A 26,901-nucleotide genomic window follows, 5' to 3' on the forward strand; every position below is an offset into this window, starting at 1 on the left:
GACCGGGACGGCAGGAGAGCTGCGAACTCATGTCGTTCCCCCATCCCACCTGCCTGTCCAGGCCCGTCCTCTGACCGCCCCCCAGATGGTGGCATCGCCTGCCGTTCCGCCGCGCGCCAACCCGCTGACCGATTCGGCCAGCTGGACCGCCATGCGCAACGCGTGCATCGCCGATCCGGGCGGCTTTCATGGCGACCAGGCGCGATCGTCGATCTGCTGGTATCTGCCCGACCTCCAGACCTGGGGCTATTTCGACCGCGATGCCGGTGCATGGACCGGCTGGGACGCGACCACGGGCGCGCCGCTGAGTCTCGACCTGCCGGCCGACTATAACCCTTGGGAGCGCGGGCTCAATGCCGACAACCCGCCCAACTGGCGTTGGTTCGAGGGCGCGTTCACCAATAGCGGCTTCAACGAGGTCGACCGACACGTGCTCGCCGGGCACGGCGCGGAAACCGCGCTGATCTTCGAGGGCGACCGCTGGAACATGTCCAGCGACAACGGGCGCGGCGGACCGGTCGACTGCTTTCCCGTGTCGCGCAAGCAATTGATGCTGGAGGCGGCGAAATGCTCGCTGGCGCTGGCCGGTCTGGGCCTGAAGGCGGGCGACCGCATCGCGCTCAACATGCCGTCGATCCCGGCGCAGATCTACTGGACCGAAGGCGCCAAGCGCGCAGGCATCATCTACACCCCGGTCTTCGGTGGGTTCAGCGACAAGACCCTGTCCGATCGCATCGCCGATGCGGGCGCGCGCATCGTCATCACCGCCGATGGCAGCTATCGCAACGCGCAGATGGTGCCGTTCAAGACGAGCTATACCGACCCTGCGCTCGACAATTTCATCGGCGTGGGCACCGCGATGGATCTGCTCGCCGGCGCGCTGAACGATCCCGCGAACGAGGCCGATGACAAGGTGCGCGGCGCGATCACCGATGCGGTCACCGAATTGCTCGACGGCGAGGTCACGGTCGAACGGTCGGACGTGATGCGCGGCGTCGGGCGCGCGCTCGACGATCTGGCGCAGGGCTCGGCGCTCAATGCCGCGCAGGCGGCGAACCTGCGCATGGCGATCGCGTCTGCCCTGGTCGATTCGCCGCCGCGCGTCGAGGCGGTGGTGGTGGTGCGCCATACCGCGCAGCCCGACCTGGTGTGGAACGCGCAGCGCGACCACTGGAGCCATGACCTGACTGCAGCCGCGCTCGGGCAGATACTGGACGCCGCGCGCGCGCTCGGGCTCGATGTCGCCGATGAGGCGGCTTTGCTCGCGCTGCCCGATGCCGATTTCGTCCGCGCGATCTGGGCGGTGTCGAAGCCGCTGCCGGTCGATGCCGAATATCCCAATTTCATCATTTATACCTCGGGTTCGACCGGAAAGCCCAAGGGCGTCGTGCATGTGCATGGCGGCTATTGCGCCGGTGTCGCCGCGACCATGCCGGTGGCGTTCGATGCCGCGCCCGGCGATGTCATGTTCGTCGTCGCCGATCCGGGCTGGATCACCGGGCAGAGCTATCTGATCGCAGGATCGCTGCTGTGCCGGGTGACGACGATCATCACCGAAGGCTCGCCCGTCTTCCCGCATGCGGGTCGCTTCGCCTCGATCATCGAGCGGCACAAGGTGCAGATCTTCAAGGCGGGCGTCACCTTCCTGAAGAGCGTGATGCAGGACCCGGAGAATCTGAAGGACATCCAGGCGTACGACATGTCCTCGCTCAAGGTCGCGACCTTCTGCGCGGAGCCGACCTCGCCCTCGGTCCAGGCCTTCGCGATGGAGCATGTCACCCCCTGGTATATCAACAGCTACTGGGCGACCGAGCATGGCGGCATCGCCTGGACGCATTTCTACGGCAATGGCGATTTCCCGCTGCGTCCCGACGCGCACACCTATCCGCTGCCCTGGATCGTCGGCGATGTCTGGGTCGAAGACCCCGACGCGCCCGATCTCGAATTCGGGCTGGAACGCGAGGAGCCGGGCGGCGTCGCCTGGCGGCGCGCGAAAAATGGCGAGAAGGGCGAGATTGTCATCGCGCTCCCCTATCCCTATCTCACCCGCACCATCTGGGGCGATGCCGAGCAGTTTGCTCTCGAAGAGGTCGCGGGCGGCATCCGCGTCAACCCGCTCTGGCGCGGGGATGCCGCCCGTTACGCCAGCACCTATTGGGGCCGGTGGAAGGGCACCTGGGCGTACACCCAGGGCGATTTCGCGATCCGGCACGAGGACGGCTCGTTCTCGCTGCATGGCCGGTCGGACGATGTCATCAACGTGTCGGGCCATCGCATCGGCACCGAGGAGATCGAGGGCGCGATCCTGCGCGACAAGACGCTCGATCCGGGATCGCCGGTGGGCAATGTGCTGGTCGTCGGCGCGCCGCACCGCGAAAAGGGGGCGACGCCGATCGCGTTCGTCACCACGATTGCCGGGCGCAGGCTCACCCAGGACGACCGCCGCCGCCTCACCGACCTAGTCCGCACCGAAAAGGGCGCGGTCGCGGTGCCGCAGGATTTCCTTGAGGTCGCCGAATTTCCCGAGACGCGCTCGGGCAAGTACATGCGCCGCATGGTCCGCGCGATCGTAGAGGGCGGCGATATCGGCGACACCTCGACGCTGCGCAATCCCGAGAGCATCGATGCGCTGAAAGCCGCCGTCGCCGCCTGGCAGCGCAAGCAGCAGCTCGCCGAGGATCAGGCGCTGTTCGAGCGCTATCGCTATTTCCTCATCCAGTACAACGATCTGGGCGACGGCCGGCGTGTGGCGACGGTCACCGTCACCAACCCCCCGGTCAATGCGCTCAACGAACGCGCGATCGACGAGCTGGTCATCGTGGTCGAGCATCTCGCGCGCAAGGACGATGTGATCGCGGTGGTGTTTACAGGCCAGGGCACCGCCTCGTTCGTTGCGGGCGCGGACATCCGCCAGATGCTCGAAGAGGTGAACAGCGTCGAGGAAGCCGGCGTGCTGCCCAACAATGCGCAGCTGGCCTTCGCGAAGATCGAGACGATGGGCAAGCCGTGCATCGCGGCGATCCAGGGCGTGGCGCTGGGCGGCGGGATGGAATTCGCGCTCGCCTGCCATTATCGCATTGCAGAGCCCGTGGCGCGCTTTGGCCAGCCCGAGATCAACCTCAGGCTGCTGCCCGGCTATGGCGGGACGCAGCGGCTGCCGCGCCTGCTCGCCGAACGCCGCGCTGCCGATGGCCTGCGCGATGCGCTCGACCTGATCCTGGGCGGCCGCGCGATCGGAGCGCAGGAAGCGCTCGAGCTGGGCGCGATCGAGCAGATCGCCGATGGCAGCGACGATGTGCTGAGCATGGCGCACGCGATGGTGCGCGATTATGCGCGGCACGGCGCGGAAAGCACGCTGGGCAAGGCTTTTGCCGATCGCAAGGCGATGACCAAGCGCTGGGCGCATGCCGCGCATATCGATCTCGACGCGGTGCTCGAGGACGCGTTTCTCCAACGCATCCTCAAGCAGCTCGACTGGGCCGGTCGCGGCGAGGCGGGCAGGCGCGCGCTCGATGCGGTGCGCACTGGCTGGACGCAAGGCATGGCCGCAGGGCTCAAGCGCGAGGGCGAGCATTTTGCCGAGGCGATCATCGATCCCGAAGGCGGCAAGACCGGCATCCGCCAGTTCATGGACAAGCAATCGCCGCCGCTGCCCGTCCGGCGCAACGGCGTGTGGATCGACGAGGAGCATGAGGCGAACAAGGCGGCGATGATCGCGAACGGCCAGCTGCTCCCCGTCGGCGCGCCCTTCTATCCCGGGGTCACCGCGATCCCGCCCAAGCAGCTCGCCTTCGGCATCAGCCGCGACCCCGATACCGGCGCGCCCCGTTTTGGCCCGCCCGCCAGCCACGAGCGCGAGCATATCGTGCCCGTGGTCGCGCCCGAGCCCAACGAGGCTCTGGTCTACATGCTGACCAGCGAGGTCAATTTCAACGATATCTGGGCGCTCACCGGCATTCCCGTCTCCCCCTTCGACGCGCATGACGAGGACGTCCAGATTACAGGGTCAGGCGGGCTGGCGCTGGTCGCCTCATTGGGCAGCGAGGTGAAGGCCGAAGGGCGCTTGCGCGTCGGCGACCTGGTGGTCGTCTATTCGGGCACCTCGGACCTGTTGTCACCGCAAGCGGGCGACGACCCGATGTTCGCGGGCTTCGCGATCCAGGGATACGAGACGAAGACCGGCAGCCATGCCCAGTTCCTCAACGTCCAGGGGCCGCAGCTGCACCGCGTGCCGCCCGACCTGACGCTCGAACAGGCAGGAAGCTATGTGCTCAATCTGGGCACGATCACCCGCTGCCTGTTCACCACGCTGCAGATCGTGCCGGGCAAGACGATCTTCGTCGAGGGATCGGCCACCGGCACCGGGCTTGATGCGCTGAAATCGAGCATCAAGTCGGGCCTCAAGGCGACGGGCATGGTCTCGAGTGACAGCCGCGCGGCCTTCGTCAGGGAACAGGGCGCGGTCGGTGCCTTGAACCGCAAGGACCCGCGCTTTGCCGGAGCCTTCACCCCCGTGCCCGACGACCCCGAAGCGGCCAGGGCATGGGAGCGCGAAGGCGAAGGCATTCTCGAGGAATATCGCCGCATGAACGGCGGCAGGCTCGCCGATTTCGTCGTCAGCCATGCTGGCGAAAGCGCCTTTCCGCGCAGCTTCCAGCTGCTCGAGGAGCATGGCACGCTCGCCTTTTACGGGGCATCCTCGGGCTATCATTTCAGCTTCATGGGCAAGCCTGGCAGCGCCGCACCGTCGGACATGCTGGCGCGCGCGCAGCTGCGTGGTGGCGAATCGGTGCTGCTCTATTACGGCCCGGGCAGCCGTGATCTTGCCGATCCGCTGGGGCTGGAGATGATCGAGGCGGCGCGGCTGTACAAGGCGCGCACGGTGATCGTCACCACCACCGACGGGCAGCGCGAGTTCCTGCAATCCTTGGGGCTGGAGGAATCGGTCGAGGGCATTATCAGCCTGGAAGGGCTGAAGCGTCGCGATGCCGAGTTCGTCTGGCCCGACAGCCTGCCACGCCTGCCCGATGCCCGCGCGGATATCGAGCGGTTCAAGGAAGGCGTGCGCCGCTATCAGCAGCACACGATGAAGCCCTTCGGCACCGCGATCGGCAAGATCCTGGGATCGCCCGGCAATCCGCGCGGCGTGCCCGATCTGGTGATCGAGCGCGCCGGGCAGGATTCGCTCGGCGTGTCGACCTCGCTGGTGAAACCCTTTGGCGGCCGCGTGGTCTATGCCGAGGAGATGGCGGGCCGCCGCTACACCTTCTACGCGCCGCAGGTCTGGACCCGGCAGCGCCGCATCATCATGCCGACTGCCAACATCTTCGGCACGCACCTGTGCAACGCGCACGAGGTGACGGTGATGAACAATATGATCGCGGGCGGGCTGCTGAGCGTCACCGAGCCCTTGGTCGTCGACTGGGACGGCCTGCCCGAGGCGCATCAGGCGATGTGGGACAACCGGCACACCGGGGCGACCTATGTCGTCAACCACGCCCTGCCCGCGATGGGCCTGCGCAGCCGCGACGAGCTGCTCGAATATTGGGCCAGCACTTCCACCCTCCCCAGGGATTGACCGCACCACGATCGCCCTGGTCCGGCGTTGCAGGAGAGACATGAGATGACGGCAGGCAAGGGCAAGGGGGCCAAGGTGGACCCGGCGGGCGGCAAGGCGGCGACCGGCAGGCTGGCGGGCAAGGTGGCGCTGGTCACCGGGGCTGCGGGCAATCTGGGCGGCGCGATCATCCGCCGCTTCATCGCCGAGGGCGCGACCCTGGTGATGACCGGGCGCACGGCGGAGCGGCTGGCGGCGGCGAAGCAGGCGCTGCTCGACGAGACCGGGGTGGAGGAAGCGCGGGTGTTCACCGTGATCCTCGATGGTGCCGATCCGGATTCGGTGCGCGCCGGGATCGATCAGGTCAAGCAGGCGCTCGGCCGGATCGACGTGCTGGTCAACAATGCGGGTTCGGCCGGGCCGCGCCAGACACTCGAGAATGTGCCGCTGACCCGCGCCGAGATGGAGGCCAATGGCGATAGCGAGACCGTCGCCGATGCGATGCGCAACCTGCTCGGCGTCAGCTGGAACCTGACGCGCGCGGCAGCCCCGATCATGCCGGTGGGCGGCTCGGTCGTGAACATCTCGACCATCTTCTCGCACACCCGCTATTATGGGCGCACCGCCTATGTCGTGCCCAAGGCGGCATTGAATGCGCTGAGCCAGGAGCTGGCCAAGGAGCTCGGTGCACACGGCATCCGCGTCAACACCGTCTTTCCCGGTCCGATCGAGAGCGAGCGCATCCGCACCGTCTTCGCGGCGATGGACGCGCTGCAGGGCGAGCCGGAAAACACCACCGCGAACCATTTCATGGGCCGGATGACGCTCGAACGCGCGATCGGCGATGCGCCGAAACAGAAGACCTTGCCGGTTCCGGGCGATATTGCCGATGCGTGCCTGTTCCTCGCCAGCGATGAATCGGCGGCGCTCAACGGCAACGAGATCGACGTGACCCACGGCATGCAGGTGCGCAAGGATTCGCGCTCGACCTATATGACGCGACCGTCGATGCGCTCATTGGACGGCGCAGGGCTCACCGTGCTGATCGCGGCGGGCGAGGCTTGGGAAGACGCGCTCGACATGGCCAAGATCCAGGCGGCGTGCGGTGCGCGCGTATTGCTGGGCATGACGCGCCAGGTCGATGTCGCGCAGGCCGAGGCGCGGGTAAAGGCGCAGGGGGCCGAAGAAGGCCTCACGATCATGCGCTTCAACCGCGCCGAGCCCGACGGGATGGAGGCGGCGATCCGCGCCTATTCGGATGCGCATGGCGCGATCCACAGCGCGATCGTGCTGCCGGTCAAACCCGCAGGCCATTTCGGCAATTCGCTGGTCGAAGCAAGCGATGCCGAGGTCGATGCGCTGATCGATATCGAGCTCACCGGCACCATCGCGGTCGCGCGCACGTTGCGCCGCTACTGGAAGACATGCACCGACCTGATGCAGGACCCGCGCTTCGTGTTCATGTCGGGGCCCAGCGATGGCAAGGGCAACAAGGCGGGCCGCATCCTCACCGCCGCGGTCGCGCAGCTCATCACCATCTGGCGCGACGAATCGCGCGTCGATTTCGCGCAGCGCCGCCAGAAGCGCGCCGCCTGGGGCAACCAGATCGTGCGCTACACCAACGAGGAGGACGAGAACACGCGCTTTGCCGCAGGGCACGCGACGCGCATCGTCTTCAAGGAACAGAAGATCACCGAAACCTCGCTCTATCTCCCCGCCAATATCGGCGAGGAGACGGGCGCGCGCCGGGCGATGCTGGGCTTTGCCGAGAACATCACCGGGCTGCATCTGGGCAAAGTGGCGATGATCACCGGCGGTTCGGCCGGGATCGGCGGCCAGGTCGCGCGGTTGCTCGCGCTCGCCGGGGCGAAAGTCATGATGGTCGCGCGCCGCGCCAGCGAGCTCGAGGCCGCGCGCGAACGCATCGTCGGCGAGTTGCAGGATGTCGGCTTTGCCGGGGTCGAGCGCCGGGTGAAGATCATGGCCGATGTCGATGTCAGCGATTTCGATTCGCTGCGCCGCGCCGCTGATGCCACCATGGCCGAGTTCGGGCGCATCGATTATCTGATCAACAATGCCGGCGTCGCAGGCGCAGAGGACATGGTCATCGACATGAGCCTCGACATGTGGCGCTGGACCTTGGACGCGAACCTCATCAGCAACTATCTGCTGATGCATTATGTCGTGCCGATCATGAAGCGGCAGGGTTCGGGCTATATCCTCAACGTGTCGAGCTATTTCGGCGGCGAGAAGTTCCTCGCCGTCGCCTATCCCAACCGCGCCGATTACGCGGTGTCCAAGGCCGGGCAGCGCGCGATGGTGGAAAGCTTCTCGCGCTTTCTCGGCCCCGAGATCCAGGTCAACGCGATCGCGCCCGGCCCGGTCGATGGGGACCGCTTGTCCGGCACCGGTGGCAAGCCCGGCCTGTTCCTGCGGCGTGCGCGCCTGATCCTCGAGAACAAGCGGCTCAATGCCATCTATGCCGCGGTGATCGAATCGATCCGCGAGGGCGCGGAGGTGACGCATGTTCTCGGGCGTCTCGCGCGCAACGATACCGGCTATCTCAGCCACGACCGCTCGACCCCCGATCCGCTGAGGCTATTGTGCCTCGAACTCGCGCGCGAGGGCGACGGCATCTGCACCTGGGACCGCTATCTGCTCACCCCCGATATTGCCGGGCGCCTGCTGATGCGGCTCGCCTCGGCGGGCTATCTGCTCGCGCATGACGAATGGCAGCAGCGCAGCGCGAGCGCCGAGGGCCGCACCGGCTGGCTGCTGGCCCTGCCGCCCGACGACATGCCGTACCTGCCGCAGGAGCGCATCGGCAAGGAGGCGGACAAGGTCGGGCGCGGCGTGCTGTCGCAGCTGCACCTGGGCGCGATGCCCAAGGAGAGCGAGGTCGCGCAGGCCACCGTCTTCTACCTTGCCGACCGCGCGGTGAGCGGCGAGACCTTCATGCCCTCGGGCGGGCTCAGCGTCGAACGCTCGTACACCGAGCGCGAGATGTTCGGCAGCCCCAAGCAGGAGCGGCTCGAGCAGATGAAGGGCAAGACCGTGTGGGTGATCGGCGAGCATCTGGCCGATTATATCGCCGAGACCGCCAACCATCTGATCGGCGGGCTGGGCGTCGCGCGGATGGTGCTGCTCACCCGCAGCGAGGCGGGCGGCGCGAGCGTCCTTGCCCTGCTCGACCAGGAGATTGCCGACAAGGTTACCGTGCGCGTGTGCGGCGCGGATGTCGAAAGCGCGATGGACCAGGCGCTGACCGATTTCGGTCGTCCCACCACGGTCGTCTCGACCCCGATGGCGGGCCTGCCCGACCGGCTGTTCGAGGATGGTGCGATGCTCGAGCCCGAGGAATTCCGCACGCTGTGCGAGGAGAACCTTACCCAGCATTTCCGCGTCTCGCGCAAGGCCTCGCTCTATGACGGCTGCCAGCTGGTGCTGGTCTCGCCCGACGTGCCCTTCGGCCAGAGCGGCCCGGCGTTCGCGCTCGCCAATTTCGTCAAGACGACGCTGCACGCGTTCACCGCGACACTGGCGGTGGAAAACGAGCGGCTGGTGCACGATGTTCCGACCAACCAGATCAACCTTACCCGCCGCGTCCGCTCCGAAGAACCGCGCAATGCGGTGGAGCACCAGGAAGAGCTCAAGCGCTTCGCCCGCGCGGTCCTGCTGGTCGGCGCCCCGCTGCCCGACGCGCAGGATTCGCGGTACAGAGCGCGGATCTACAGGGGTACGTCGATGACGGTGTGATTGTGATCGACCCATGGTTGTGCTAGCTTGTGTACAATTGAACACACGAGGGGACTCATGAGTAGCACAACCATGACGATCCGGTTGCCACTGGACGTCAGCGACAAGCTCTCTCGCCTGGCCAAGGGTACCGACCGCAGCCGCTCCTATCTCGCCGCGGCTGCACTGTCGGCTTATGTGGATCGGGAGCTTGAGATTATCGAAGGCATCCAGCAGGGCCTGGCCGATGTGGATGCCGGCCGCGTCGTCCCGCATGAACAGGTCGTCGCAGAGGCCGAGGCCATTATCGCGCAAGCTCGCGAGGCCAGAACAAAGCGCTGATGCGGCGGGTGGTCTGGTCAGAACGCGCGAGGGCCGATTATCTCGCGGCGATCCGTTATTTTGCCGATGATGATCCGGACGCGGCGGAAAGAGTGGGCCGTGCCATTCACAGGACTGGCGAGCAATTGGGAGAATTTTCCACCGGCCATCCGGGCCGGATCATCGGCACGTACGAAAAATCGGTGCAGCGGTTTCCCTATATCATTGCCTATACCCTGGCAGACAATGGCCGGACAGTGGCCATCCTGCGCGTCATCCACACATCGCGCGACTGGCGCGAGGATGAGTCGCCAGGCTAGCTGCGGCGGCATCATCCTGGAAACGTGCCGTCCCTCGGCGTCGCTCGGGAAAAACGGAAGGGGTAAGGTGCCCCGTCAAGGGTCCGAGTTCCCGTGCGAAGTCGAGGGATCTGTGCGCCGATGGTCGCGAAAAGTCGCGGTCTCAACCCCCGCCCACCAGATACAGCCCGCGTCCGTGCGCTTTCAGCCAGCGGTCGGCGGACTTGCGGTCGCCTTCGAACAGGTGGTCGAGCCAGGCGTAGAAGTCGGGGCTGTGGTTCATGTGCTTGAGGTGCGCGACCTCGTGCGCGACGACCGAGCGGCGGACCAGGTCCGGCGCGAGGATCAGCCGCCAGTTGATGCGGATCGTGCCATTGGCCGAGCAGCTCCCCCAGCGGCGCGCGGCGCTGCTCAGGGCAAGCGATGGTGTCGCGACGCCCGCGCGGGCGCAATAATCGGCAAGATCGGCGGCGCAGAGCCTCTTGGCCTCGGCCTTGAGCCAGCGGGTGAGGCGCGGTTCGACCGAATCGCGCGCGCCGCCCAGCCGGATGACGCCATCGGCGGCGACCACCGTGCGGCCATGCGCGGCCTCCCAGTCGATCCGGTGCGGTGTCCCCCGAAAGGGAAGGACCGCGCCCGGTTCGATCGGCGTCGCGGTGCCGGCGTGCGCGAAGCTCGCCTCGATCCAATCGACCTGGGTGCGGGCGAAGGCGAGCCCCTCGCCGAGCCGCGCGTGGCGCGGCAAGGTCAGCAGCAGCGCGCCCTTGGCCGGATCGGTGCGCAGCCGGATCGTACGCGCACGCGGATGGCGGCGGATGACGAGCGCATAATCGCGGCCGTTGATCGTCAGCCGCTGCGGGGCTTCGGGCGCGTCGGGTCTGCGCAGCAGAAGGCGGGCTATCGGCATCGGCCGCTCGCCCTCACAGTTCTTCCTCGATGATATGGTTCTCGATGGGGCCTGCATGCACCTCGGAAATCACCCGGCCGATCACCGAATGGCCGCCCGCGTGCATCGCCGCCAGGCTTCCGGTCTTCAGATGGTGCCAATCGGGCAACGGCAGGCCGTCGGCGCGCAGGCGATAGGCGCAGGTCGAGGGCAACCAGGCGATCGAGCCGACATTGCCTTGGGTCAGCCGCAGGCAATCGGGCACCAGCGCGCGGCGGTGACGGTAGTCGGAACAGCGCGCGGTGCGCGTGTCGAGCAGGCGGCAGGCGACATTGGTGGGGTAGATATGCCCCGTATCCTCATCCTCCACCTTGTGAAGGCAGCATTTGCCGCAACCGTCGCACAAGGCCTCCCATTGCGCGCGGTCGAGGCTCGCCAGCGGCTGCTCCCAGAACGGGGTCAGCTGGTCCATTTGTCGATTTCGGCGGCGATCGCTTGCGGATCTTCGTCATAGGGCAGCAATGCAATCGGCTCGCCCTGCTTGCCCATGAGATAGGCCTGGCGGCTGTGGTCGACCAGATAGGCCTTGGGGTCCGCGCCGGCGGGCTTCTGCGCCTTGTACATGACGAGATACGCGTCCGCGACCGCCTTGATCTGCTCAGGGGTGCCGGTGAGGCCGATCAGCCGCGGGTGAAAGGCGCCGACATACTGCTTGAGCACCGCAGGCGTATCGCGCTCGGGATCGATGGTGATGAAGATCGGCTGGATCTGCTTGGCGCGCTCGGGCTGGTCCTTTTCGAACTTCGCGAAACCGGCGGCGACCTTCTGCAGGTCGACCGGGCACACATCGGGGCAATAGCTGTAGCCGAAATAGATGATGCGGAACTTGCCGGCGAAATCGGTGTCTTTCACCGGCTTGCCGTCCTGGTCGGTGAGCGTGAACGGCCCGCCGATCTTCGCGCCCTCGAGCGGGGCTTCGGGCTTGGTAGCAGTGCTGTCGCACGCGGTCAGGGACAGCGGAAGCACCAGGGCGAGCGCGGCGGCGAGGGCGGGAAAAAGGGATTTGTTCATGACAGGTTCGTCTCTGCTCTGCTATGCAGGCGCTTTCAAGGGGGCATTGCGGTCGGCAGCTCCACTGGCCGCGTTCCCGATGCCAGCATATCAAGGATCATGGACCCTGTGACACCCCGAATGAACCGTTTTTCGCGCCTGTGGTCGGCAGTTCTGGCCTTTGCGCTGCTCTTCCCCGTTGCTGCCCAGGCCCAGTTTTCGGACAGCTACAATTTCCTCAAGGCGGTGCGCGAGCGCGATGGCGACAAGGCGACGCAGATGCTCAACGAGCCGGGCAGCACCATCGTCAACACCAAGGACATTACCAGCGGCGAGACCGCGCTGCACATCGTCACCGCGCGACGCGACCTTACCTGGATGGGTTTTCTGCTCCAGCGCGGGGCGAACCCCAATGCGCGCGACAAGAACGGGGTGACGCCGCTGATGCTGGCAACCAACCTGCGCTTTGTGGACGGTGCCGAAACGCTGCTTGGCCGCAAGGCCCAGGTCGATGCCACCAACAATTCGGGTGAGACCGCGCTGATCCGCGCGGTGCAGCTGCGCGACCTCGCCATGGTCCGGCTGCTGCTCAAGAACGGTGCAAACCCGGACAAGCAGGACACGATCGCGGGCCAGTCGGCGCGCGATTATGCCAATGGCGATTTTCGCAATCCGCAGATTCTCGAGGCGATTACCGCCAGCGACAAGGACCGCAAGGCAGGCACCGGCGCGCCCAAGGTGTTCGGCCCGACGGGGTAAGTTTCCAATCCTCCCCGAGCTTGTCTCGGGGAGGGGCGGCGGGATAGAGCCCATTTCGAAGGGAAGCGCGAACCCGCTTCCCCTCCACCACCGACCTGCGGTCGGCGGTCCCCCTCCCCGAGACAAGCTCGGGGAGGAATTTACCCTTCCGGAAACCGCTCGAATTCGGGCAGTTCGTGCGCGCTTTTCATCCAGCCGATGCGGTCGGCCGTCTGGATATGCGCCATCGCCGGAAAGGCATCGGGATCGTCGAAGGTCGCGGTCTGAATATCGACCAGGCCAGGCAGCACCGCCTCGTTGACGTAGAACAGCCCCGTTCCGCAATTCGGACAGAAGCTGCGCTCGGCAGTCTCGGACGAATGATAGACGGCAGGCGTGCCCTTCAGCAGGTGAAAGGTCGTGCTCGCCACCGCGGTCCAGCCGACGGCAGGTGCTCCGGCGCAGCGGCGGCAATCGGTGCAATGGCACAAGGCGGTGCGTGCCGGTTCGTCCTGCTCGCCCGGGGCGTCGACGGCAAAGCGCACCGCGCCGCAATGGCATCCGCCTTCCTGCCGGGTCATGCGCTGGCTCCTTCGGCTTCGGCCTTGGCCTTGGCGATCAGTTCGTTGTCGATCGCCTTGCCCCGCTGATAGGCCGGGCGCGCGCGCAACCGTTCGGCATAGGCGGCGAATACCGGATGAGGGGGAAGCGTCCCGAACGCCTGGCCCCAGTCGACCTGCGCGCCGACATAGACATCGGCTGCGGTAAACCGGTCGCCGCAGACATAGTCGCGATCCGCCAGCCACCCGGCGAGAGTCTCGACGGCAAGCTCGTAGCTGCCATAGCCGAGCATCGCCTGCTTGTCCTCGGGGCTCTCCCATTTCATCGCATGGTTGATGATCGCCTGTTCAAGCGGTCCCGCGCCGAAGAACATCCAGCGATAATAATCCGCGCGCTCCTCGGCCGTCGGCGCCAGCCCGGCCTCGGGAAAGGCCTCGGCCAGATAGGCGCAGATCGCGGCGCATTCGGTGATGACCTTGCCATCGTGGACAATCGCGGGGACCTTGCCCATCGGGTTGATCGCCCGGTAATCCGGCCCCTTCATCTCGGGCCCGTATTGCACGATGCGCTGCTCGTACGGCGCGCCCAACTCTTCCAGCATCCAGCGGGCGATCTGCCCGCGCGACATAGGGTTGGTGTAGAATATCAACTCGCTCATGGCTTCATCCCCTTTGTTCCGACTCGAGGTCGCAGCTGGAACATAGCAGGAACACGGGCGCGCTCCAAGCCGGGTTAGCAGCCCTCGCCGGTGACCACCGCGCCGAGCAGCCCGCCAAGGCCACCCTTGCACTTTTTCTTTTTCTTCGGCGGTTCGGCTTCGCTGCTGTCGCCGCCGCGCATCATCGCGTCCATGTCCGGGCCGTTGAGCAGCCACATCGAGTTGGAGCGATAGCGCACGCGTGCCGTCCATTCGGGCTTCCACGGCGTCTTCGCATTGGCGGGACGCGGCGGATAGGCGAAATTCGCCTCAGGCCCATAGGCATAGAGGTTGCCCAGCGCGAACTCGCCGCCCGCTGCGGTCACCTCGGCGGGCACGGTGCAACTGGTCTGCGATGGCGGCATGACGACCTGCTGCTGGATCAGCTTCGCCACCTGCGCAGGCGCGATCCAGTCCCACAAGGCGCCGCCGAACTGGCGCGAGGCCGAGGACGACCACCAGACCATGTCCTGGAACTCGCCCTTGCTGTTCGCCTTGGCGGTCATCACCCAGGCATAATAGCCGGTGGCATTGGCGACGCTGTTCCAGCTGATCTGCGTCGCGCCCCCTGCCAGCGGCGAGGACTTGCCGGTGATCGCGGGCATGAAATCCTGCGCCAGCGCGAACTTGATCTCGGGCGAAAAATTGCCCGCGACGCGATGCTCGCCGAGCAGCGAGCTGTCACTGCTCAGCAGCTTGCGCGTTTCGGCATTGGGCCATTCGCCATAGGTGCGGCTGTTGCCCGCGGTGACGCTGCGGTCGACCGGCATCGCGCCTGCGAACAGGTCGGGCGGCACCTGGCCCGCCGTCAGCTTGGCGAAATCGATCACCACCGGCTGGCCGGGACCTGCCTTGGCGCCGCAGCCCCAATAGATCAGCAGACGGCCCTTGGGGCGCTGGAAGTCCTTGGGCAATTGCTCGGGCACATCGGTGCGCGTTCCCGGCTTGGGGCTGACCAGCGGGACCGATGCGCCAAGCTTGGCGACGGCGGGCATGAAATGATCGGCCTTGGGCGCGCCGCCCGCTGGAGCGCTGGAAGAACCCAGCCGCAGGATCAGCTCGTGCGCCTGCTTGTTGCCGCCGCCGCCGAACATCATCGAAAGCCCTGCGCCCATGCCGCTGCCCATTGCGGCGAGGCCCGTGACGGTGCCGACATCCATGTCGTATCGCGCGATGGGGCTGGCTGCCTGCTGGCTGCTGACCGGGCTGGCGACCAGGACCGCGATCGCGGCGACGGACAGGCTGAACACGGCGGAACGACGCGCGGGCAAGGGCATGATGGACTCCCGGTAAAACAAGGACATGCAGGCGAGTCGCCTGATAGCATCATCCTGTAGTTTCAGGGAGTCCTACGCGCAGTGCGCTGGGTCATAGGATGTCAGCCGATCGGCAATGTCGTCGGCGGAAACGCGCTCTTTGCCAGCTTGTTGATGGCATCGGGCACGAATCTCTCTGCAAATCCTGCCACAAAGGCATAGACCATGAGCTTGAACAGGTCGGCACGGGTGGAAAGGCCAAGTGCCTGATAGGTTTGATCCGCCCAATGGGAGCAGTTCTTGCCTAGCACGCAAACCGGAGGCAGCACATTCTGGTCGGTTGGCATACCGGCCAATTGCGGGATTAGCGTGTCGAGCAGCCCGGCTGAGATCAGAGCATAGACGAACAGCGCCGAGATCCCGCCAATGCCGATAGACATGATGATGCTGAGCCATCCTACGCGCAGGCTGATCAGTTCGAAGATGCCGTCATCCACCATGGCGTCGCGAGACGTCGCCTTCTGCAGCCGCTGTATGGTGGAGATCATGCCTCCCGCCATCCCGACGATGGTAATCAGCAGCAAGGCTTGCTGGGCTATCCGGGGAACGACAGCAGTCGCGGTCGCAGCGGAGATGGCGATGAGGACCAAGGCAAGCGCCGACACGATGAACATCAAGCGCCGGATTAGAAGTTCACGGTTGAAATTGACTTCGTAATTGCTGTGGATCACGCCGAGCAAAGCGCGTGCGCGCTGAAGCAGCACCTCCCCACCAGCGTTTGCAGGCCGGTCATCTTCGAGGCTGTCGATGAATGCGTCCGCCATGCTGCCGGGGACCACCCGCCTGAAACGGTTCTCGATAGTCCAGAACTGCTCTCGAAGGGCGACTTCCGGGATCAGGGACAGCAAGTCGATCTCGATCTTGAACAACTGACCCAGGGATGGATTTGCCCCTTTCAAGGGATCCAGGTCCTCGAATTCCTGGGTGATGATCCTGGCCATTTCCGCCTTCTGCATGCGGACAGGATTCATTTCGACCTCGCCCGAGGTTTCGGGTGGATAATAGGCTGCGAAACGTCCGCGCATGGTTTCGTAATAGGTTCGCGCGATCAAACTCTGATCGGAAAATACGGCCATAGCGCCACCTGCCCCAAGGAGATGCTATTGGACGCATTTCGGGCCAATTTCACCAGCGCTTGCCGCTCGGTTATGGAGCAGGTTGATCCCCAACCCCCTCCATTTCCGATCATTTCCCGCCGAACAGCTGCCGTCCGGCGAGGTCGAGCATGATCTCCTCCGATCCGCCGCCGATTGCGTTGACGCGGACCTCGCGATAGATGCGCTCGACCTTCGATCCGGTGATATAGCTCGCCCCGCCCAGGATCTGCGCGGCCTCGCGCGCGACATGCTCGAGCATCTGCGTCGCCTGCACCTTGAGCATCGCGAAATCCGCCGGCTGGTCGCGGCCGTTCTCGACCGCCCAGGCGCACTGATCGACCCAGGCCTGAGTCGCGGCGATGCGGCGCGCCATGTCGGCCAGCTTGATGCGGATCGACTGGTGCTTGACCAGCGGCTTGCCGAAGGTCTCGCGGCTCTGCGCCCATTCCGCCGCTTCCTTCAGGCACACCCGCGCATAGGCGCAGCAGCCCATCGCCATGCCAAGCCGCTCGCTGTTGAAATTGCGCATGATGCCGATGAAGCCGCCATTTTCCGGCCCGATCAGGTTCTCCGACGGTACCTTCACATCCTCGAAATAGATGGCGGCGGTGTCCGAGCAGCGCCAGCCCATCTTGTCGAGCCGGGTGCGAGTGACGCCGGGCGCGTCCATCTCGATCAGCAGCAGCGATATGCCGCCCGCGCCAGCACCTCCGGTGCGCACCGCGCAGGTCAGCCAGTCGGCGCGCATCCCTGAGGTGATGAACATCTTGGAGCCGTTGACGACATAATGGTCGCCCACGCGCTCGGCGCGGGTCTTGAGATTGGCGACGTCCGAGCCGCCCGAAGGCTCGGTAATGCCGAGTGCGATGATTTTCTCGCCCTGGAGCACCGGCGGGGCGACGCGCTGCTTCAGCGCCTCGCTGCCCAGCGCCAGCACCGGCGGCAGGCCGATGCCGTGCGTCATCAGCGAGGCCGAAAGCCCACCGGCGCCGACGGCCGCCAGCTCCTCGGTCTGGGTGAGGCCATGGAAGATATCGAAGCCGTCCGAATGCCCGCCATATTGTTCGGGGTAGCGCAGGCCGAGGATGCCGGCCTCGGCTGCCTTGCGGTGCAGCTCGCGCGGCAGCTCGCCATCGGCCTCCCATTGATCGATATGCGGCGCGATCTCGCGCGCGACGAAGCGGCGGACCGATTGCGCCAGCGCCTCATGGCTGTCGTCGTAAAAAGGCGAGCGCGCGCGCCAGCTGTCGAAATCGGTCAAATCATCCTCCCCTTCGTGTCGTTGCAGCCGAAATTCCGAGCCCGTTACAGCTTTGTCAATTCCTCGATGTTAATCGGAAGGGCGATGGCCGGGCCGCCAGGGCAGAGGGACCCATGATGCAGCAGGACGCAAACAGGCTGGAAATAGCGCGCTCGGGCACCGGGCGCTTTCTTGATTCCGCGCTCGAAGCGCGCTTCGTCACCGGCGAACGCCAGGCGCGCGTGGTCCACATGCGGCTGTTTGCGGGCTTTCTCGCGGCGATGCTGATCGGCTATGCGCTGGTCAATCCGCTCTATTTCTCGCGCGCCGACGAGCTCAAATTCTCGGTGTTGCTGCTGCCGACGCTCGCGATCCTGGCGGGCTTTGCCGGGGCGACCTTCTGGCGCGGCTATGCGGGCAAGCCGATCATCGACTTTGCCAGCCTATTGGGCATTGCCTTTCTCATCATGGCGGAAAACGCGCTGCTGTTTGAGGAAATGCACCGCGAGCATGTGCAACTGCATGCCCCGATCGCGATCAACGGCCTGATCGTCATGGCCTTTGCCGCGATCGCCTTTGCTGGGCAGACACGCTGGTTCGCGGCCTGGCTGGCCTCGCATGCGGCGGTGTATTTCACCGTGATGGTCGAAACCGGCAGCTCGATCGTGCCGGTAATCTATGGCACGATGACCTATATCACCAGCGCGTCGGTGATGGTGCTGCTCAACTGGTCGGTCGGCCAGGCGCACCGGCAGAGCTTCCTGCTGTCCGATGCGCTCTCGGCGGAAAAGGCCAAGACCGAGGAACTGCTGTTCAACGTGCTGCCGCCTGCGGTGGCCGAACGGCTTAAGGCTGGACAGGTGGTGGCCGATGCCTATCCCGATGTCTCGGTGGTGTTCATCGACATTTGCGGCTTTTCCGACCTGTCACGGCGGATTTCGCCGGGGCATCTGGTCGATCTGCTCAACGCCTTCTTCCTGCTCGCCGACAAGTGCGCGGCCGAGACCGGGGTGGAAAAGGTCAAGACCATCGGCGACGCGTATCTCGCAATCAGCGGCGGCAACAGCCCGTCGCACAACAGCGCCGATGCCGCGATCCGCTTCGGCGAGGCGGTCATCGCCGGGCTTCCCGCCCTGCGCGCCGCGACCGGCATCGACCTGCACATCCGCGTCGGCATCCATACCGGCCCGGTGGTCGGCGGTGTGATCGGCGAGACGCGCATGGCCTATGACTATTGGGGCGAGACGATGAACATCGCCGCCCGGATCGAGGGCACCGCGCATCCCGATGGCATTGCGGTGTCCGAGACCACCTGGCTGCGCGGGCGCGGCGACCGCCATTTCGAGCTGCCCGAAAAGATCACGCTCAAGGGTGTCGGCGAAGTGCCCGTCTTCCGGCTGGCCAGGGAACAGCCCGGCGCCGAGATTATCCGCCTCGCGATTTAACGCTTCGCGGGCGGGGCGTCCCGAAATCGTCCAGCCGCAATTCAGGGCTTTCATGGCGGGTGCGATTGGCGTTAGTTTAACGCCATGGCAACCATTCTCATCGTCTTTTGCGGCATCATCAACTTTGCGCTCCACCGCGCGACGATGGAATCGGCGCACCCCATGGCCGTGCAGATGCGCGCGCTGTTCCAGGGCTTCATGCGCGGCTATGGCAGCTACATGCTCGAATATCTGATCCTGCTGTCGGCGCTCAGCTTCGCGGCACTGGGCTACACGATCGCGCTGCCTGCCTATATCGTCTATACTGGCATGAACGGCCTTGCCGGCTGGGCGATCCTCACCGGGAAAATCTAGGCGGCGACCGCCTGCTCGCTGTCGGGCGAGGCGGCAGCCAGCAGCCGTTTTTCCAGCGTCTTCAGCCGCGACTTGCTGTCGATCTTGTCGCCCAGCAGATCGGTGACATAGAAGGTGTCGACCGCGCGTTCGCCATAGGTCGCGACATGCGCCGAATGGACGATGCATTTCAGGTCGAACAGCGCAAAGGCGAGGCGGTTGAGCAGCGCCGGCCGGTCGAGCGCGTTGACCTCGACCACGGTGAAACGGTTTGACGCCTTGTTGTCGACCAGCACATTGGGGGCGATGCTGAAGGCCTCGGCGCGTGGCCGGGCGACGGGCCGGGCAATCAGCCGGGGGGTCAGCGCGACGCGGTTGGCCAGCGCATCGGCGATCGCGGTCTTGAGCCGCGCGATCTGGCTTTCCTCCATGAACGGACGGCCCAGCGGGTCCTGCACCAGGAAATTGTCGAGCGCCATGCCGTCGCGCCGAGTGTGGATGCGCGCGTCGATGATGTTGCCGCCGGCAAGATGGATGCCGCCCGCGATGCGGTAGAAAAGCCCGGGATGGTCCGCCGCGCTTACCGTCACCAGCGTGGCGCCGCGCGCGGGATAGAATTCGGCCGCCACGGTCAGCGGTTCGCTGTCATGCGCATCGATCAGCTGCAGATTCTGTGCGATGATGTCCTCGGGCTCGGCGATCCAGTATGCATCGTCGAGCTTGCGCGCGAGCTGGACGAAGCGGCCCTCGTCGATGCCGAGCGCGGCGCGCGCCGCATCCTGCTTGGCGATCACGCGTTCGCGCCGGCCATGCTGCTTGTGGCCCAGCCGCAGCACCTCCTCGGTCGATTCGAACAGTGTGCCCAGCAGCTGGCGCTTCCAGCTGTTCCAGATGCCCGGACCCACCGCGCGGATATCGACCACGGTCAGCACCAGCAGCAGTTTCAGGCGCTCGGGGCTCTGCACCATGGCGGCAAAATCGGCGATGGTCTTGTAATCGGTGAGGTCGCGCTTGAACGCGGTGGCCGACATCAGCAGGTGATAGCGCACCAGCCAGGCGACCTGCTCGGTCTCCGCCTCGGTCATGCCCAGCCGCGGGCACAGCTTCATCGCGACCTCGGCACCCAGCACGCTGTGGTCGCCGCGCCGCCCCTTGGCGATATCGTGCAGCAGCGTGGCGACGAACAGCACGCGGCGGCTGATCAGTTTCTGCATCACGTCATAGGCGAGCGGATGGTCCTGCTTGAGCTCGCCCGACTCGATCTTCGCCAGCAGCCCGATCGCGCGGATCGAATGCTCGTCCACCGTATAATGGTGATACATGTCGAACTGCATCTGCGCCACGACGCGGCCGAAATCGGGCACGAAACGGCCGAACACGGTTGCCTCGTTCATCCAGCGCAGCACCAGCTCGGGATCGCGCGGGCTGCACAGCACGTCCATGAACAGCGAGTTGGCGCGCGGATCGGCGCGGACATGCCGGTCGATCAGATGCGCATCCATGCTCGCCTGCCGCATCGCGCTGGGGTGGATCTCGACCTTGTGCCGGTCGGCAAGCTGGAAGATCTCGATCAGCCGCACCGGGTCTTCGCGGAAGAAATCGGGCCGAGGCAAAGCCAGCCGCCCACGATCGAGAATGAAGCCCGAAAGCTTGCGTGGACGCCGCCGCAGGATCGAGGGGATGAAGCGTCGGTCGCGCGCGGCGAACTGGTCGTCGAGCTGCGCGAGGAACACGCCGGTGAGGTCACCGACGCGTTTGGCGTTGAGGAAGAAATACTGCATGAACCGCTCGACCGCCGACTTGCCCGGCCGATCGGCAAAGCGCATCCGCGTCGCAACCTCGCGCTGCAGGTCGAAGGTGAGCCGGTCTTCGGCGCGCCCGGTAATGTCGTGCAGATGGCAGCGCACCGCCCAGAGGAAATTGGCCGAGCGACGAAACCCGCGATATTCGGTCATGGTCAACAGGCCGGCATCGACCAACTCGGCGGCCGAGCGCACTTGGTGGATATACTTGCCGATCCAGTAGAGCGTGTGCAGGTCGCGCAGGCCGCCCTTGCCGTCCTTGACATTGGGTTCGACGACATAGCGGCTGTCGCCCATGCGCTTGTGCCGCTGGTCGCGCTCCTCGAGCTTCTGCGCCACGAAGTCGCGCGCGGTGCCGGTAACGACATCCTTCCCGAAGCGCACCGAGGCCTCGCGATAGATGTCCTGATCGCCCCAGACATAGCGCCCTTCGAGCAATGCGGTGCGGATGGTGAGGTCGCTGCGCGCCTGGCGGACCATCTCGTCGATCGAGCGGCTGGAATGCCCGACCTTGAGGCCGAGGTCCCACATCATGTAGAGCATCGCCTCGATCGCCTGCTCGGTCCAGCTGTTCTTGCGCAGCGGGGTGAGGAAGGCGATGTCGACATCGCTGTGCGGGGCCATCTCGCCCCGGCCATAGCCGCCCACCGCCGCGATGCAGAAATGCTCGCCCGCGCTGTGATTGGCGACCGGGTACTGGAAGCGCACGACATAATCGTGGATCAGCCGCACGATCTGGTCGATCAGGAACGACTGCGCCGCCGCGCAATCGTGCCCCGCCGCCGGATTGGCATGCAGCCGCGCGGCGATCTCCGCGCGCCCCGCCGCCAGCGCCTCGCGCAGGATCGTGACGACGGGCATGCGCGCCTTGTCGCCGAGTTCGGCGGCGAACTCGGCAATGCGCGCATCGAGCGCACGGCGATCGATGATCGCGCGCTGGTTGGCAACGGGGTTCATGGCAAGCAGCGATACAGGCGCAAGGTTAAGGTCAGGTGGCGGCTCCCGCTTCGGCCTTGGCGGCGGCCTGATAGGATTTGCGCAAGCTGACCTTGTCGATCTTGGCGGTGCCCAGGCGCGGCAGCGCCTCGGCGCTCTGCCACAGCCGCGCGGGCACCTTGAATGCGGCAAGCTGGCCCGCAAGGAACTCGGTGAGCTGCTCGTCGTTCAGGCTGGCGCCTTCGCGCACCACATAGACCGCGCCGACGATCTCGCCAAAGCGCTCGTCGGGAATGCCGAACACGCTCGCCTCGGCAATGTCGGGATGCGCGTAGATCGCCGATTCCACCTCGACACAGCTGATATTCTCGCCGCCGCGGATGATGATGTCCTTCTTGCGGTCGACGATGAACAGATAGCCGTCGGCGTCGAGATAGCCGAGGTCGCCGGTGCGGAAATAGCCATCGGGCATGATCGCGGCCTTCGTTGCCGCCTCGTTGTTCCAGTAACCGAGGAAATTGGCGACCGAGCGGATCGCGACCTCGCCCACCTGGCCCTGGGGCAGCGGGTGGCCATTATCGTCGAGGATCGCAAGGTCCACCAGCGGACGCGAGGCCTGGCCGGTGCTGTCGGGCTTGGCCATGTAATTCTCGTTGAAATTGCCGCAGCCCACGCCGTTGGTCTCGGTGAGGCCATAGCCCAGGATCGGGAAGGCCCAGTCCATCGTCTCCTTGATGCGCTTGACATGCTCGACCGGACGCGGCGCGCCGCCTGCGGCAAAGGTGACGCAGGTCTTGAGGTCGTACTTGTCGCGATTGGGGTGCTGTGCGATCTCGTAGCTCATCAGCGGAACGCCGACGAAATAGCTGATCTTCTCCTTCTCGATCAGCCGCATCGCCTCTTCGGCATCCCATTTGGGCATCAACACGAGCTTGCGCCCGATGACGAAGCTCTGCAACAGCACCGGCACCTCGGCGGTGACGTGGAAGAGCGGCACGTTGAGCAGCGTCGCGGGCTGGCCTTCGGGCGGCTTGCCCTGGCGGGTGACGATGTTCAAGGCCATCAGCGTCTGCGCGACATAGCTGAACACGCCCTGGACCACGCCGCGATGGTCGGAATAGGCCCCCTTGGACTGGCCGGTCGAACCCGAGGTGAACAATATGGTCGCAAGATCGTCGCCGGTCAGTTCGGGCAGTTCGGTGGCGGCATCGCCGCCGGCTTCGAGCACCGATGCCAGCCCCTTTTCGGGCGGACCGTCATGGCTGATCACGACCACGCGGGCATTGCCGGTAGCCCCGCATTCGGCGATCCGCTTTGCGCAGCGATCATCGGCAAGCACCAGCGTGCAATCGACATCGGTGATCCCGGCGCACAGTTCGGGGCCCTGCCACCAGCCGTTCAGGAGCGTCGCGACGCCGCCCGCCATCAATATGCCCATATAGGCGATGATCCAGTTGGCCGAGTTGCGCGCGGCAATGCCCACCCGGTCGCCCTTCTTGATGCCATGGCCCGCGACCAGCGCAGCGGCGACATGGCGCGCGGCGGCATAGCTCTGGCCGAAGGTCAGGCGCGTCTCGCCATCGACCAGAAACTCGGCATCGGCATGCTGCATGCAGAAATAGGCAAAGAAATGCGACAGCGCAGGCGGGGCCGACTCGATCATGGGCAGTTTCTGGCCGTATTTCTCGAATGTCGTCAGCGGGAGCATCCCTCCTTCGCCGGTCAGCGCCTGGATGGCTTCATCCATCATCTGGTCCAGCTCGGTCGCCATCAAAATCTCTCCTCTTTCGCTTGTGCTTGCCTGCCCTTATGAAGGGGAAAACCCTTGGGGAAAAGCCTTGATCCTGCCCATTTCGGCGCTAGCCGCCAACATTGCCGCCAGCGCGAGCGCCGCCGTCGCCAAGTCCGCGATCCGGTTCGAGGAGCTGGGCCTGTCGCCGGTCGCGCTGCAGATCGGGTCGTTCCAGCTCAAATGGTACAGCCTGGCCTATCTGTTCGGCATCCTGATCGGCTATTGGTACATGGGCAAGATGCTCAAACAGCCCGGCGCGCCGATGGCGCAGCGCCATGCTGACGACCTGATGCTCTATTGCACGCTCGGCATCATTCTGGGCGGCAGGCTGGGCTATGTCACCTTCTACCGCCCCGATCTCTACGCGACCCCGCTCGAGGTGTTCAAGGTCTGGGAGGGCGGCATGTCCTTCCATGGCGGGCTGATCGGCGTGCTGCTCGCGATCGCCTACCTGACCTGGCGCAACCGCTTAAGCTATCTGCGCGTCGGCGATTATGTCAGCTGCGTCGTGCCGCTCGGCCTGCTCTTCGGACGGCTCGCCAATTTCGTCAATGCAGAGCTCTGGGGCCGCCCGACCGACGTGCCCTGGGCGGTCATCTTCCCGACCGATCCCGACGGCCTGCCGCGCCATCCCAGCCAGCTGTACGAAGCGGGGCTCGAAGGGCTGGTGCTGGGCCTCGTGCTGATGGTGCTGTTCTGGAAGACCGATGTGCGCCACCGTCCAGGCTTTCTGGGCGGAGTGTTCCTGGCGGGCTATGGCGCCGCGCGTTTCATCGTCGAATATTTCCGCAATCCCGATGCGCACCTCATCGAATTTGCCGAACAGACGGGAATGAGCATGGGCCAGTGGCTGACCGTGCCGATGATCCTGATCGGCCTGTACCTGATGGTCTCCTCGCGCGGACGCACGGCCAAGCCGCTGCCCGCCACTGCCTGAACCGATGGACGAGACCGAAGGCGAGGGGGCAGCGCCGCAGGGGCTCGAGGCGGTGTTCCGTCGGCTGATCGGCACGACCGGCCCGATCAGCGTGGCGCATTACATGGCCGAGGCCAATGCGCATTACTACAACCGGGCCGATCCGCTCGGCACCACCGGCGATTTCATCACCGCGCCCGAGATCAGCCAGATGTTCGGCGAGATGATCGGTCTGTGGCTGGCCGATCAATGGCAGCAGGCGGGCAAGCCGGCGCTGTGCCATTATGTCGAATTCGGACCCGGCAGGGGCACGCTCGCCGCCGATGCACTGCGCGCGATGGAGCAGTTCGGCTTTCGTCCGAAGGTGCATCTGATCGAGGGCAGCACCGCGCTGCGCATGGCGCAGAAGCTGAGCGTGCCCGGTGCGACCTGGCATGACGGGCTGGACGGCGTCCCGCGCGAGGGGCCGCTGCTGATCGTCGCCAACGAATTTCTCGACGCATTGCCGGTGCGGCAGATCGTGCGCACCGAAAATGGCTGGCGCGAGCGGGTGGTGGTGCACAATGGCGAGCGCTTCCTGCCCGTCGCAGGCGCCAGGCCGATGGATTCGGTGGTCCCGGCGGAGCTCGCCGACAGCCCCGAGGGCACGATCCTGGAAAGCAGCCCGGCGGCAGCCGGCATGGCGTACGAGATCGCGGCGCGGCTGAAGGCGCAGGGCGGTGCGGCACTGTTCATCGATTACGGCTATGCCGAGCCCCGGACGGGAAGCACGCTGCAGGCGGTGCGCGCGCACCGGAAGGTCGATCCCTTCGCCGATCCGGGACTGGCCGATCTCACCGCTCTGGTAGATTTCCCGCAGCTGAAGCGCATCGCTCTGGCGGGCGATGTCGATTGCCATGGTCCGGTGGGGCAGGGCGACTGGCTGATGGCGCTGGGCATCGCGCAGCGCGCAGCGGTGCTCGCCAAGGGGCAGCCTGCCAAGGCGAACGAGATCATGACCGCGCTCGACCGGCTGGTCTCGCCTGAACAGATGGGGACGCTGTTCAAGGTCATCGCCTATCGCGGCCCAGGCTGGCCGGTGGGTGCGGGGTTTGGGGGAGCATTCTGACTTTATCGTCATTCCCGCGAAGGCGTGAATCCCGCTTTTTCAGCACGGCGCCCCAGTGGCAGGACCCCCGCGTGCGCAGGGGTGACGGGTGCAGATGGCAATTGGCCTAGGCCGCTGCGCGTTTCAGCCGGTCGTTGATCGCGTCGCCCATGCCGCCCATCGGGACCGGCGCGATGGCGATTCGCGCGTGGTCGCTTGCATCGGCGCGGTGGAGCGCGGCGTAGAGGTTCGCCGCTGCCTCGGCGAGATCGCCTGACGCCGAGAGCGTGTCATCGCCCACCACATTGCCGAACCCGATCAGCCACTCATCCGCATCCGCCGCCACAGCGCCCAGCCTGAGCGGCTTGCCCGGCGCATAATGGCTGGCGAGCTGGCCGGGGGCCTCGATGCGCTGGTCGGCGAGCGGGATCGGCGGTTCGCCGAGCAGCGCGGCGATCGCCTCCGGATCGATCGGGCCGGGGCGCAGCAGCTGCCAGCCCGCGGGTTCGTCGCCCAAGTTGCGCAGCGCAACTATGGTCGATTCGAGCCCGGCCCGAGCTGCACCGCCGTCGACGATCAGGTCCAGTCCCTCGCCCAGGCTCGCCGCGACATGCTCCGCCCGGGTCGGGCTGATCGCACCCGAGCGGTTGGCGGACGGCGCGGCGAGCCTCAGCCCGCTTGCCTCCAGCACCGCGCGCATCACCGGGTGCGCAGGACAGCGCAGCGCGATGGTCGAAAGCCCGGCGGTCACCGCCGGGGCGATTCCCGCCCCTTCCCGCAGCGGCAGAACCAGCGTCAGCGGACCCGGCCAGAAGGCGGCAGCCAGTTTTTCTGCGCGCGCATCAAAAATCGCAATCGCCCGTGCGCCGTCCAGGTCGGGCACATGCACGATCAGCGGGTTGAAATCAGGCCGGCCCTTGGTGCGATAGATGGCCGCTACGGCATCCGCGCGCGCGGCATCGGCGGCCAGGCCATAGACCGTTTCGGTTGGCAGTGCGACGGGCCTGCCCTCGCGCAGCATCGCCGCCGCGCGCGCGATCCCGGCGGCGTCGGCGGGCGCAATCCTCGGGTCAGAAGGCTTGGAAGCTGGCAT

Annotated in this window: 20 protein-coding genes; 9 read left to right on the forward strand and 11 right to left on the reverse strand. The window is 65.9% G+C overall.

The window, feature by feature from the left end:
• Window positions 1-85 precede the first annotated feature (85 nt).
• The 4 genes from FG486_RS07655 to FG486_RS07670 all read left to right on the forward strand — a co-directional run bounded on the left by FG486_RS07655 (window position 86) and on the right by FG486_RS07670 (window position 9,933).
• Window positions 86-5,578, forward strand: coding sequence for an AMP-binding protein (locus FG486_RS07655; RefSeq protein ID WP_181267120.1), 5,493 nt, complete (start codon window positions 86-88; stop codon window positions 5,576-5,578).
• A gap of 45 nt (window positions 5,579-5,623) precedes the next feature.
• Window positions 5,624-9,313 (forward strand): SDR family oxidoreductase, encoded by a 3,690-nt coding sequence (locus tag FG486_RS07660; protein WP_181267121.1) that lies wholly within the window; start codon window positions 5,624-5,626, stop codon window positions 9,311-9,313.
• 72 nt (window positions 9,314-9,385) lie between these two features.
• Window positions 9,386-9,634: a CopG family ribbon-helix-helix protein gene (locus tag FG486_RS07665; RefSeq protein WP_241695657.1), complete on the forward strand. Its 249-nt coding sequence runs from the start codon at window positions 9,386-9,388 to the stop codon at window positions 9,632-9,634.
• A complete protein-coding gene (locus tag FG486_RS07670) occupies window positions 9,634-9,933 on the forward strand; it encodes a type II toxin-antitoxin system RelE/ParE family toxin (protein ID WP_181267123.1) in 300 nt (99 codons plus the stop codon). Before FG486_RS07665 ends, FG486_RS07670 begins: the two co-directional genes overlap by 1 nt.
• Window positions 9,934-10,075: 142 nt before the next feature.
• On the opposite strand, the gene FG486_RS07675 is transcribed toward FG486_RS07670, so the two are convergent.
• From FG486_RS07675 to FG486_RS07685, 3 genes are read right to left on the reverse strand one after another with little or no spacing between them, the layout of a single operon-like run.
• Window positions 10,076-10,819: a M48 family metallopeptidase gene (locus tag FG486_RS07675; protein ID WP_181267124.1), complete on the reverse strand. Its 744-nt coding sequence runs from the start codon at window positions 10,817-10,819 to the stop codon at window positions 10,076-10,078.
• Between the two features lie 13 nt (window positions 10,820-10,832).
• Window positions 10,833-11,270, reverse strand: coding sequence for a YcgN family cysteine cluster protein (locus tag FG486_RS07680; protein ID WP_181267125.1), 438 nt, complete (start codon window positions 11,268-11,270; stop codon window positions 10,833-10,835).
• Window positions 11,258-11,869 (reverse strand): SCO family protein, encoded by a 612-nt coding sequence (locus tag FG486_RS07685; RefSeq protein ID WP_181267126.1) that lies wholly within the window; start codon window positions 11,867-11,869, stop codon window positions 11,258-11,260. Before FG486_RS07685 ends, FG486_RS07680 begins: the two co-directional genes overlap by 13 nt.
• A 120-nt stretch (window positions 11,870-11,989) precedes the next feature.
• Between FG486_RS07685 and FG486_RS07690 the strand changes: the two genes are divergently transcribed.
• Window positions 11,990-12,607 carry an ankyrin repeat domain-containing protein gene (locus FG486_RS07690; RefSeq protein WP_231750143.1) on the forward strand — a complete coding sequence of 206 codons (618 nt, stop codon included), beginning with the start codon at window positions 11,990-11,992 and terminating at the stop codon, window positions 12,605-12,607.
• A 140-nt stretch (window positions 12,608-12,747) separates the two neighbouring features.
• On the opposite strand, the gene FG486_RS07695 is transcribed toward FG486_RS07690, so the two are convergent.
• The 5 genes from FG486_RS07695 to FG486_RS07715 all read right to left on the reverse strand — a co-directional run bounded on the left by FG486_RS07695 (window position 12,748) and on the right by FG486_RS07715 (window position 17,518).
• Window positions 12,748-13,167, reverse strand: coding sequence for a GFA family protein (locus tag FG486_RS07695; RefSeq protein WP_181267127.1), 420 nt, complete (start codon window positions 13,165-13,167; stop codon window positions 12,748-12,750).
• Window positions 13,164-13,805, reverse strand: coding sequence for a glutathione S-transferase family protein (locus FG486_RS07700; protein WP_181267128.1), 642 nt, complete (start codon window positions 13,803-13,805; stop codon window positions 13,164-13,166). Before FG486_RS07700 ends, FG486_RS07695 begins: the two co-directional genes overlap by 4 nt.
• Before the next feature lie 74 nt (window positions 13,806-13,879).
• A complete protein-coding gene (locus FG486_RS07705) occupies window positions 13,880-15,121 on the reverse strand; it encodes a hypothetical protein (RefSeq protein WP_194249869.1) in 1,242 nt (413 codons plus the stop codon).
• Window positions 15,122-15,222: 101 nt separating this feature from the next.
• Window positions 15,223-16,236, reverse strand: coding sequence for a hypothetical protein (locus FG486_RS07710; protein WP_066282263.1), 1,014 nt, complete (start codon window positions 16,234-16,236; stop codon window positions 15,223-15,225).
• A gap of 109 nt (window positions 16,237-16,345) precedes the next feature.
• A complete protein-coding gene (locus tag FG486_RS07715) occupies window positions 16,346-17,518 on the reverse strand; it encodes an acyl-CoA dehydrogenase family protein (RefSeq protein WP_181267129.1) in 1,173 nt (390 codons plus the stop codon).
• A gap of 113 nt (window positions 17,519-17,631) precedes the next feature.
• Here FG486_RS07715 and FG486_RS07720 point away from each other — a divergent pair, with 113 nt between their 5' ends.
• Together FG486_RS07720 and FG486_RS07725 are read left to right on the forward strand one after the other, a co-directional pair.
• Window positions 17,632-18,942: an adenylate/guanylate cyclase domain-containing protein gene (locus tag FG486_RS07720; protein WP_181267130.1), complete on the forward strand. Its 1,311-nt coding sequence runs from the start codon at window positions 17,632-17,634 to the stop codon at window positions 18,940-18,942.
• Window positions 18,943-19,026: 84 nt separating this feature from the next.
• Window positions 19,027-19,296, forward strand: a complete 270-nt coding sequence (locus FG486_RS07725; RefSeq protein WP_060980312.1) for a hypothetical protein — start codon at window positions 19,027-19,029, stop codon at window positions 19,294-19,296.
• Here FG486_RS07725 and FG486_RS07730 read toward each other — a convergent pair.
• The gene (locus FG486_RS07730; protein WP_181267131.1) at window positions 19,293-22,034 is read right to left on the reverse strand and encodes a [protein-PII] uridylyltransferase; all 2,742 of its coding nucleotides are present in this window, start codon (window positions 22,032-22,034) and stop codon (window positions 19,293-19,295) included. The genes FG486_RS07725 and FG486_RS07730 overlap by 4 nt on opposite strands.
• 31 nt (window positions 22,035-22,065) lie before the next feature.
• On the reverse strand, window positions 22,066-23,784 hold the full coding sequence (locus FG486_RS07735; protein ID WP_181267132.1) for a class I adenylate-forming enzyme family protein: 1,719 nt from the start codon (window positions 23,782-23,784) through the stop codon (window positions 22,066-22,068).
• Between the two features lie 67 nt (window positions 23,785-23,851).
• On the opposite strand from FG486_RS07735, the gene lgt reads away from it, so the two are divergent.
• On the forward strand, window positions 23,852-24,742 hold the full coding sequence (gene lgt / locus FG486_RS07740) for a prolipoprotein diacylglyceryl transferase (protein ID WP_241695658.1): 891 nt from the start codon (window positions 23,852-23,854) through the stop codon (window positions 24,740-24,742).
• Between the two features lie 4 nt (window positions 24,743-24,746).
• Window positions 24,747-25,829 carry a class I SAM-dependent methyltransferase gene (locus FG486_RS07745; RefSeq protein WP_181267134.1) on the forward strand — a complete coding sequence of 361 codons (1,083 nt, stop codon included), beginning with the start codon at window positions 24,747-24,749 and terminating at the stop codon, window positions 25,827-25,829.
• Window positions 25,830-25,935: 106 nt separating this feature from the next.
• Here FG486_RS07745 and FG486_RS07750 read toward each other — a convergent pair whose 3' ends face one another.
• The gene (locus FG486_RS07750; protein ID WP_181267135.1) at window positions 25,936-26,901 is read right to left on the reverse strand and encodes an L-threonylcarbamoyladenylate synthase; all 966 of its coding nucleotides are present in this window, start codon (window positions 26,899-26,901) and stop codon (window positions 25,936-25,938) included.

This window comes from Blastomonas ursincola, assembly GCF_013607875.1.
Classification (GTDB): Bacteria; Pseudomonadota; Alphaproteobacteria; order Sphingomonadales; family Sphingomonadaceae; genus Blastomonas; species Blastomonas ursincola.

Bases quoted from the DNA above. Each gene is read 5' to 3' on its own strand.
- FG486_RS07655 (WP_181267120.1), top strand. From the start codon at position 86: ATGGTGGCATCGCCTGCCGTTCCGCCGCGCGCCAACCCGCTGACCGAT.
- FG486_RS07660 (WP_181267121.1), top strand. From the start codon at position 5,624: ATGACGGCAGGCAAGGGCAAGGGGGCCAAGGTGGACCCGGCGGGCGGC.
- FG486_RS07665 (WP_241695657.1), top strand. From the start codon at position 9,386: ATGACGATCCGGTTGCCACTGGACGTCAGCGACAAGCTCTCTCGCCTG.
- FG486_RS07670 (WP_181267123.1), top strand. From the start codon at position 9,634: ATGCGGCGGGTGGTCTGGTCAGAACGCGCGAGGGCCGATTATCTCGCG.
- FG486_RS07675 (WP_181267124.1), bottom strand. From the start codon at position 10,819: ATGCCGATAGCCCGCCTTCTGCTGCGCAGACCCGACGCGCCCGAAGCC.
- FG486_RS07680 (WP_181267125.1), bottom strand. From the start codon at position 11,270: ATGGACCAGCTGACCCCGTTCTGGGAGCAGCCGCTGGCGAGCCTCGAC.
- FG486_RS07685 (WP_181267126.1), bottom strand. From the start codon at position 11,869: ATGAACAAATCCCTTTTTCCCGCCCTCGCCGCCGCGCTCGCCCTGGTG.
- FG486_RS07690 (WP_231750143.1), top strand. From the start codon at position 11,990: ATGAACCGTTTTTCGCGCCTGTGGTCGGCAGTTCTGGCCTTTGCGCTG.
- FG486_RS07695 (WP_181267127.1), bottom strand. From the start codon at position 13,167: ATGACCCGGCAGGAAGGCGGATGCCATTGCGGCGCGGTGCGCTTTGCC.
- FG486_RS07700 (WP_181267128.1), bottom strand. From the start codon at position 13,805: ATGAGCGAGTTGATATTCTACACCAACCCTATGTCGCGCGGGCAGATC.
- FG486_RS07705 (WP_194249869.1), bottom strand. From the start codon at position 15,121: ATGCCCTTGCCCGCGCGTCGTTCCGCCGTGTTCAGCCTGTCCGTCGCC.
- FG486_RS07710 (WP_066282263.1), bottom strand. From the start codon at position 16,236: ATGGCCGTATTTTCCGATCAGAGTTTGATCGCGCGAACCTATTACGAA.
- FG486_RS07720 (WP_181267130.1), top strand. From the start codon at position 17,632: ATGATGCAGCAGGACGCAAACAGGCTGGAAATAGCGCGCTCGGGCACC.
- FG486_RS07725 (WP_060980312.1), top strand. From the start codon at position 19,027: ATGGCAACCATTCTCATCGTCTTTTGCGGCATCATCAACTTTGCGCTC.
- FG486_RS07730 (WP_181267131.1), bottom strand. From the start codon at position 22,034: ATGAACCCCGTTGCCAACCAGCGCGCGATCATCGATCGCCGTGCGCTC.
- FG486_RS07735 (WP_181267132.1), bottom strand. From the start codon at position 23,784: ATGGCGACCGAGCTGGACCAGATGATGGATGAAGCCATCCAGGCGCTG.
- FG486_RS07745 (WP_181267134.1), top strand. From the start codon at position 24,747: ATGGACGAGACCGAAGGCGAGGGGGCAGCGCCGCAGGGGCTCGAGGCG.
- FG486_RS07750 (WP_181267135.1), bottom strand. From the start codon at position 26,901: ATGCCAGCTTCCAAGCCTTCTGACCCGAGGATTGCGCCCGCCGACGCC.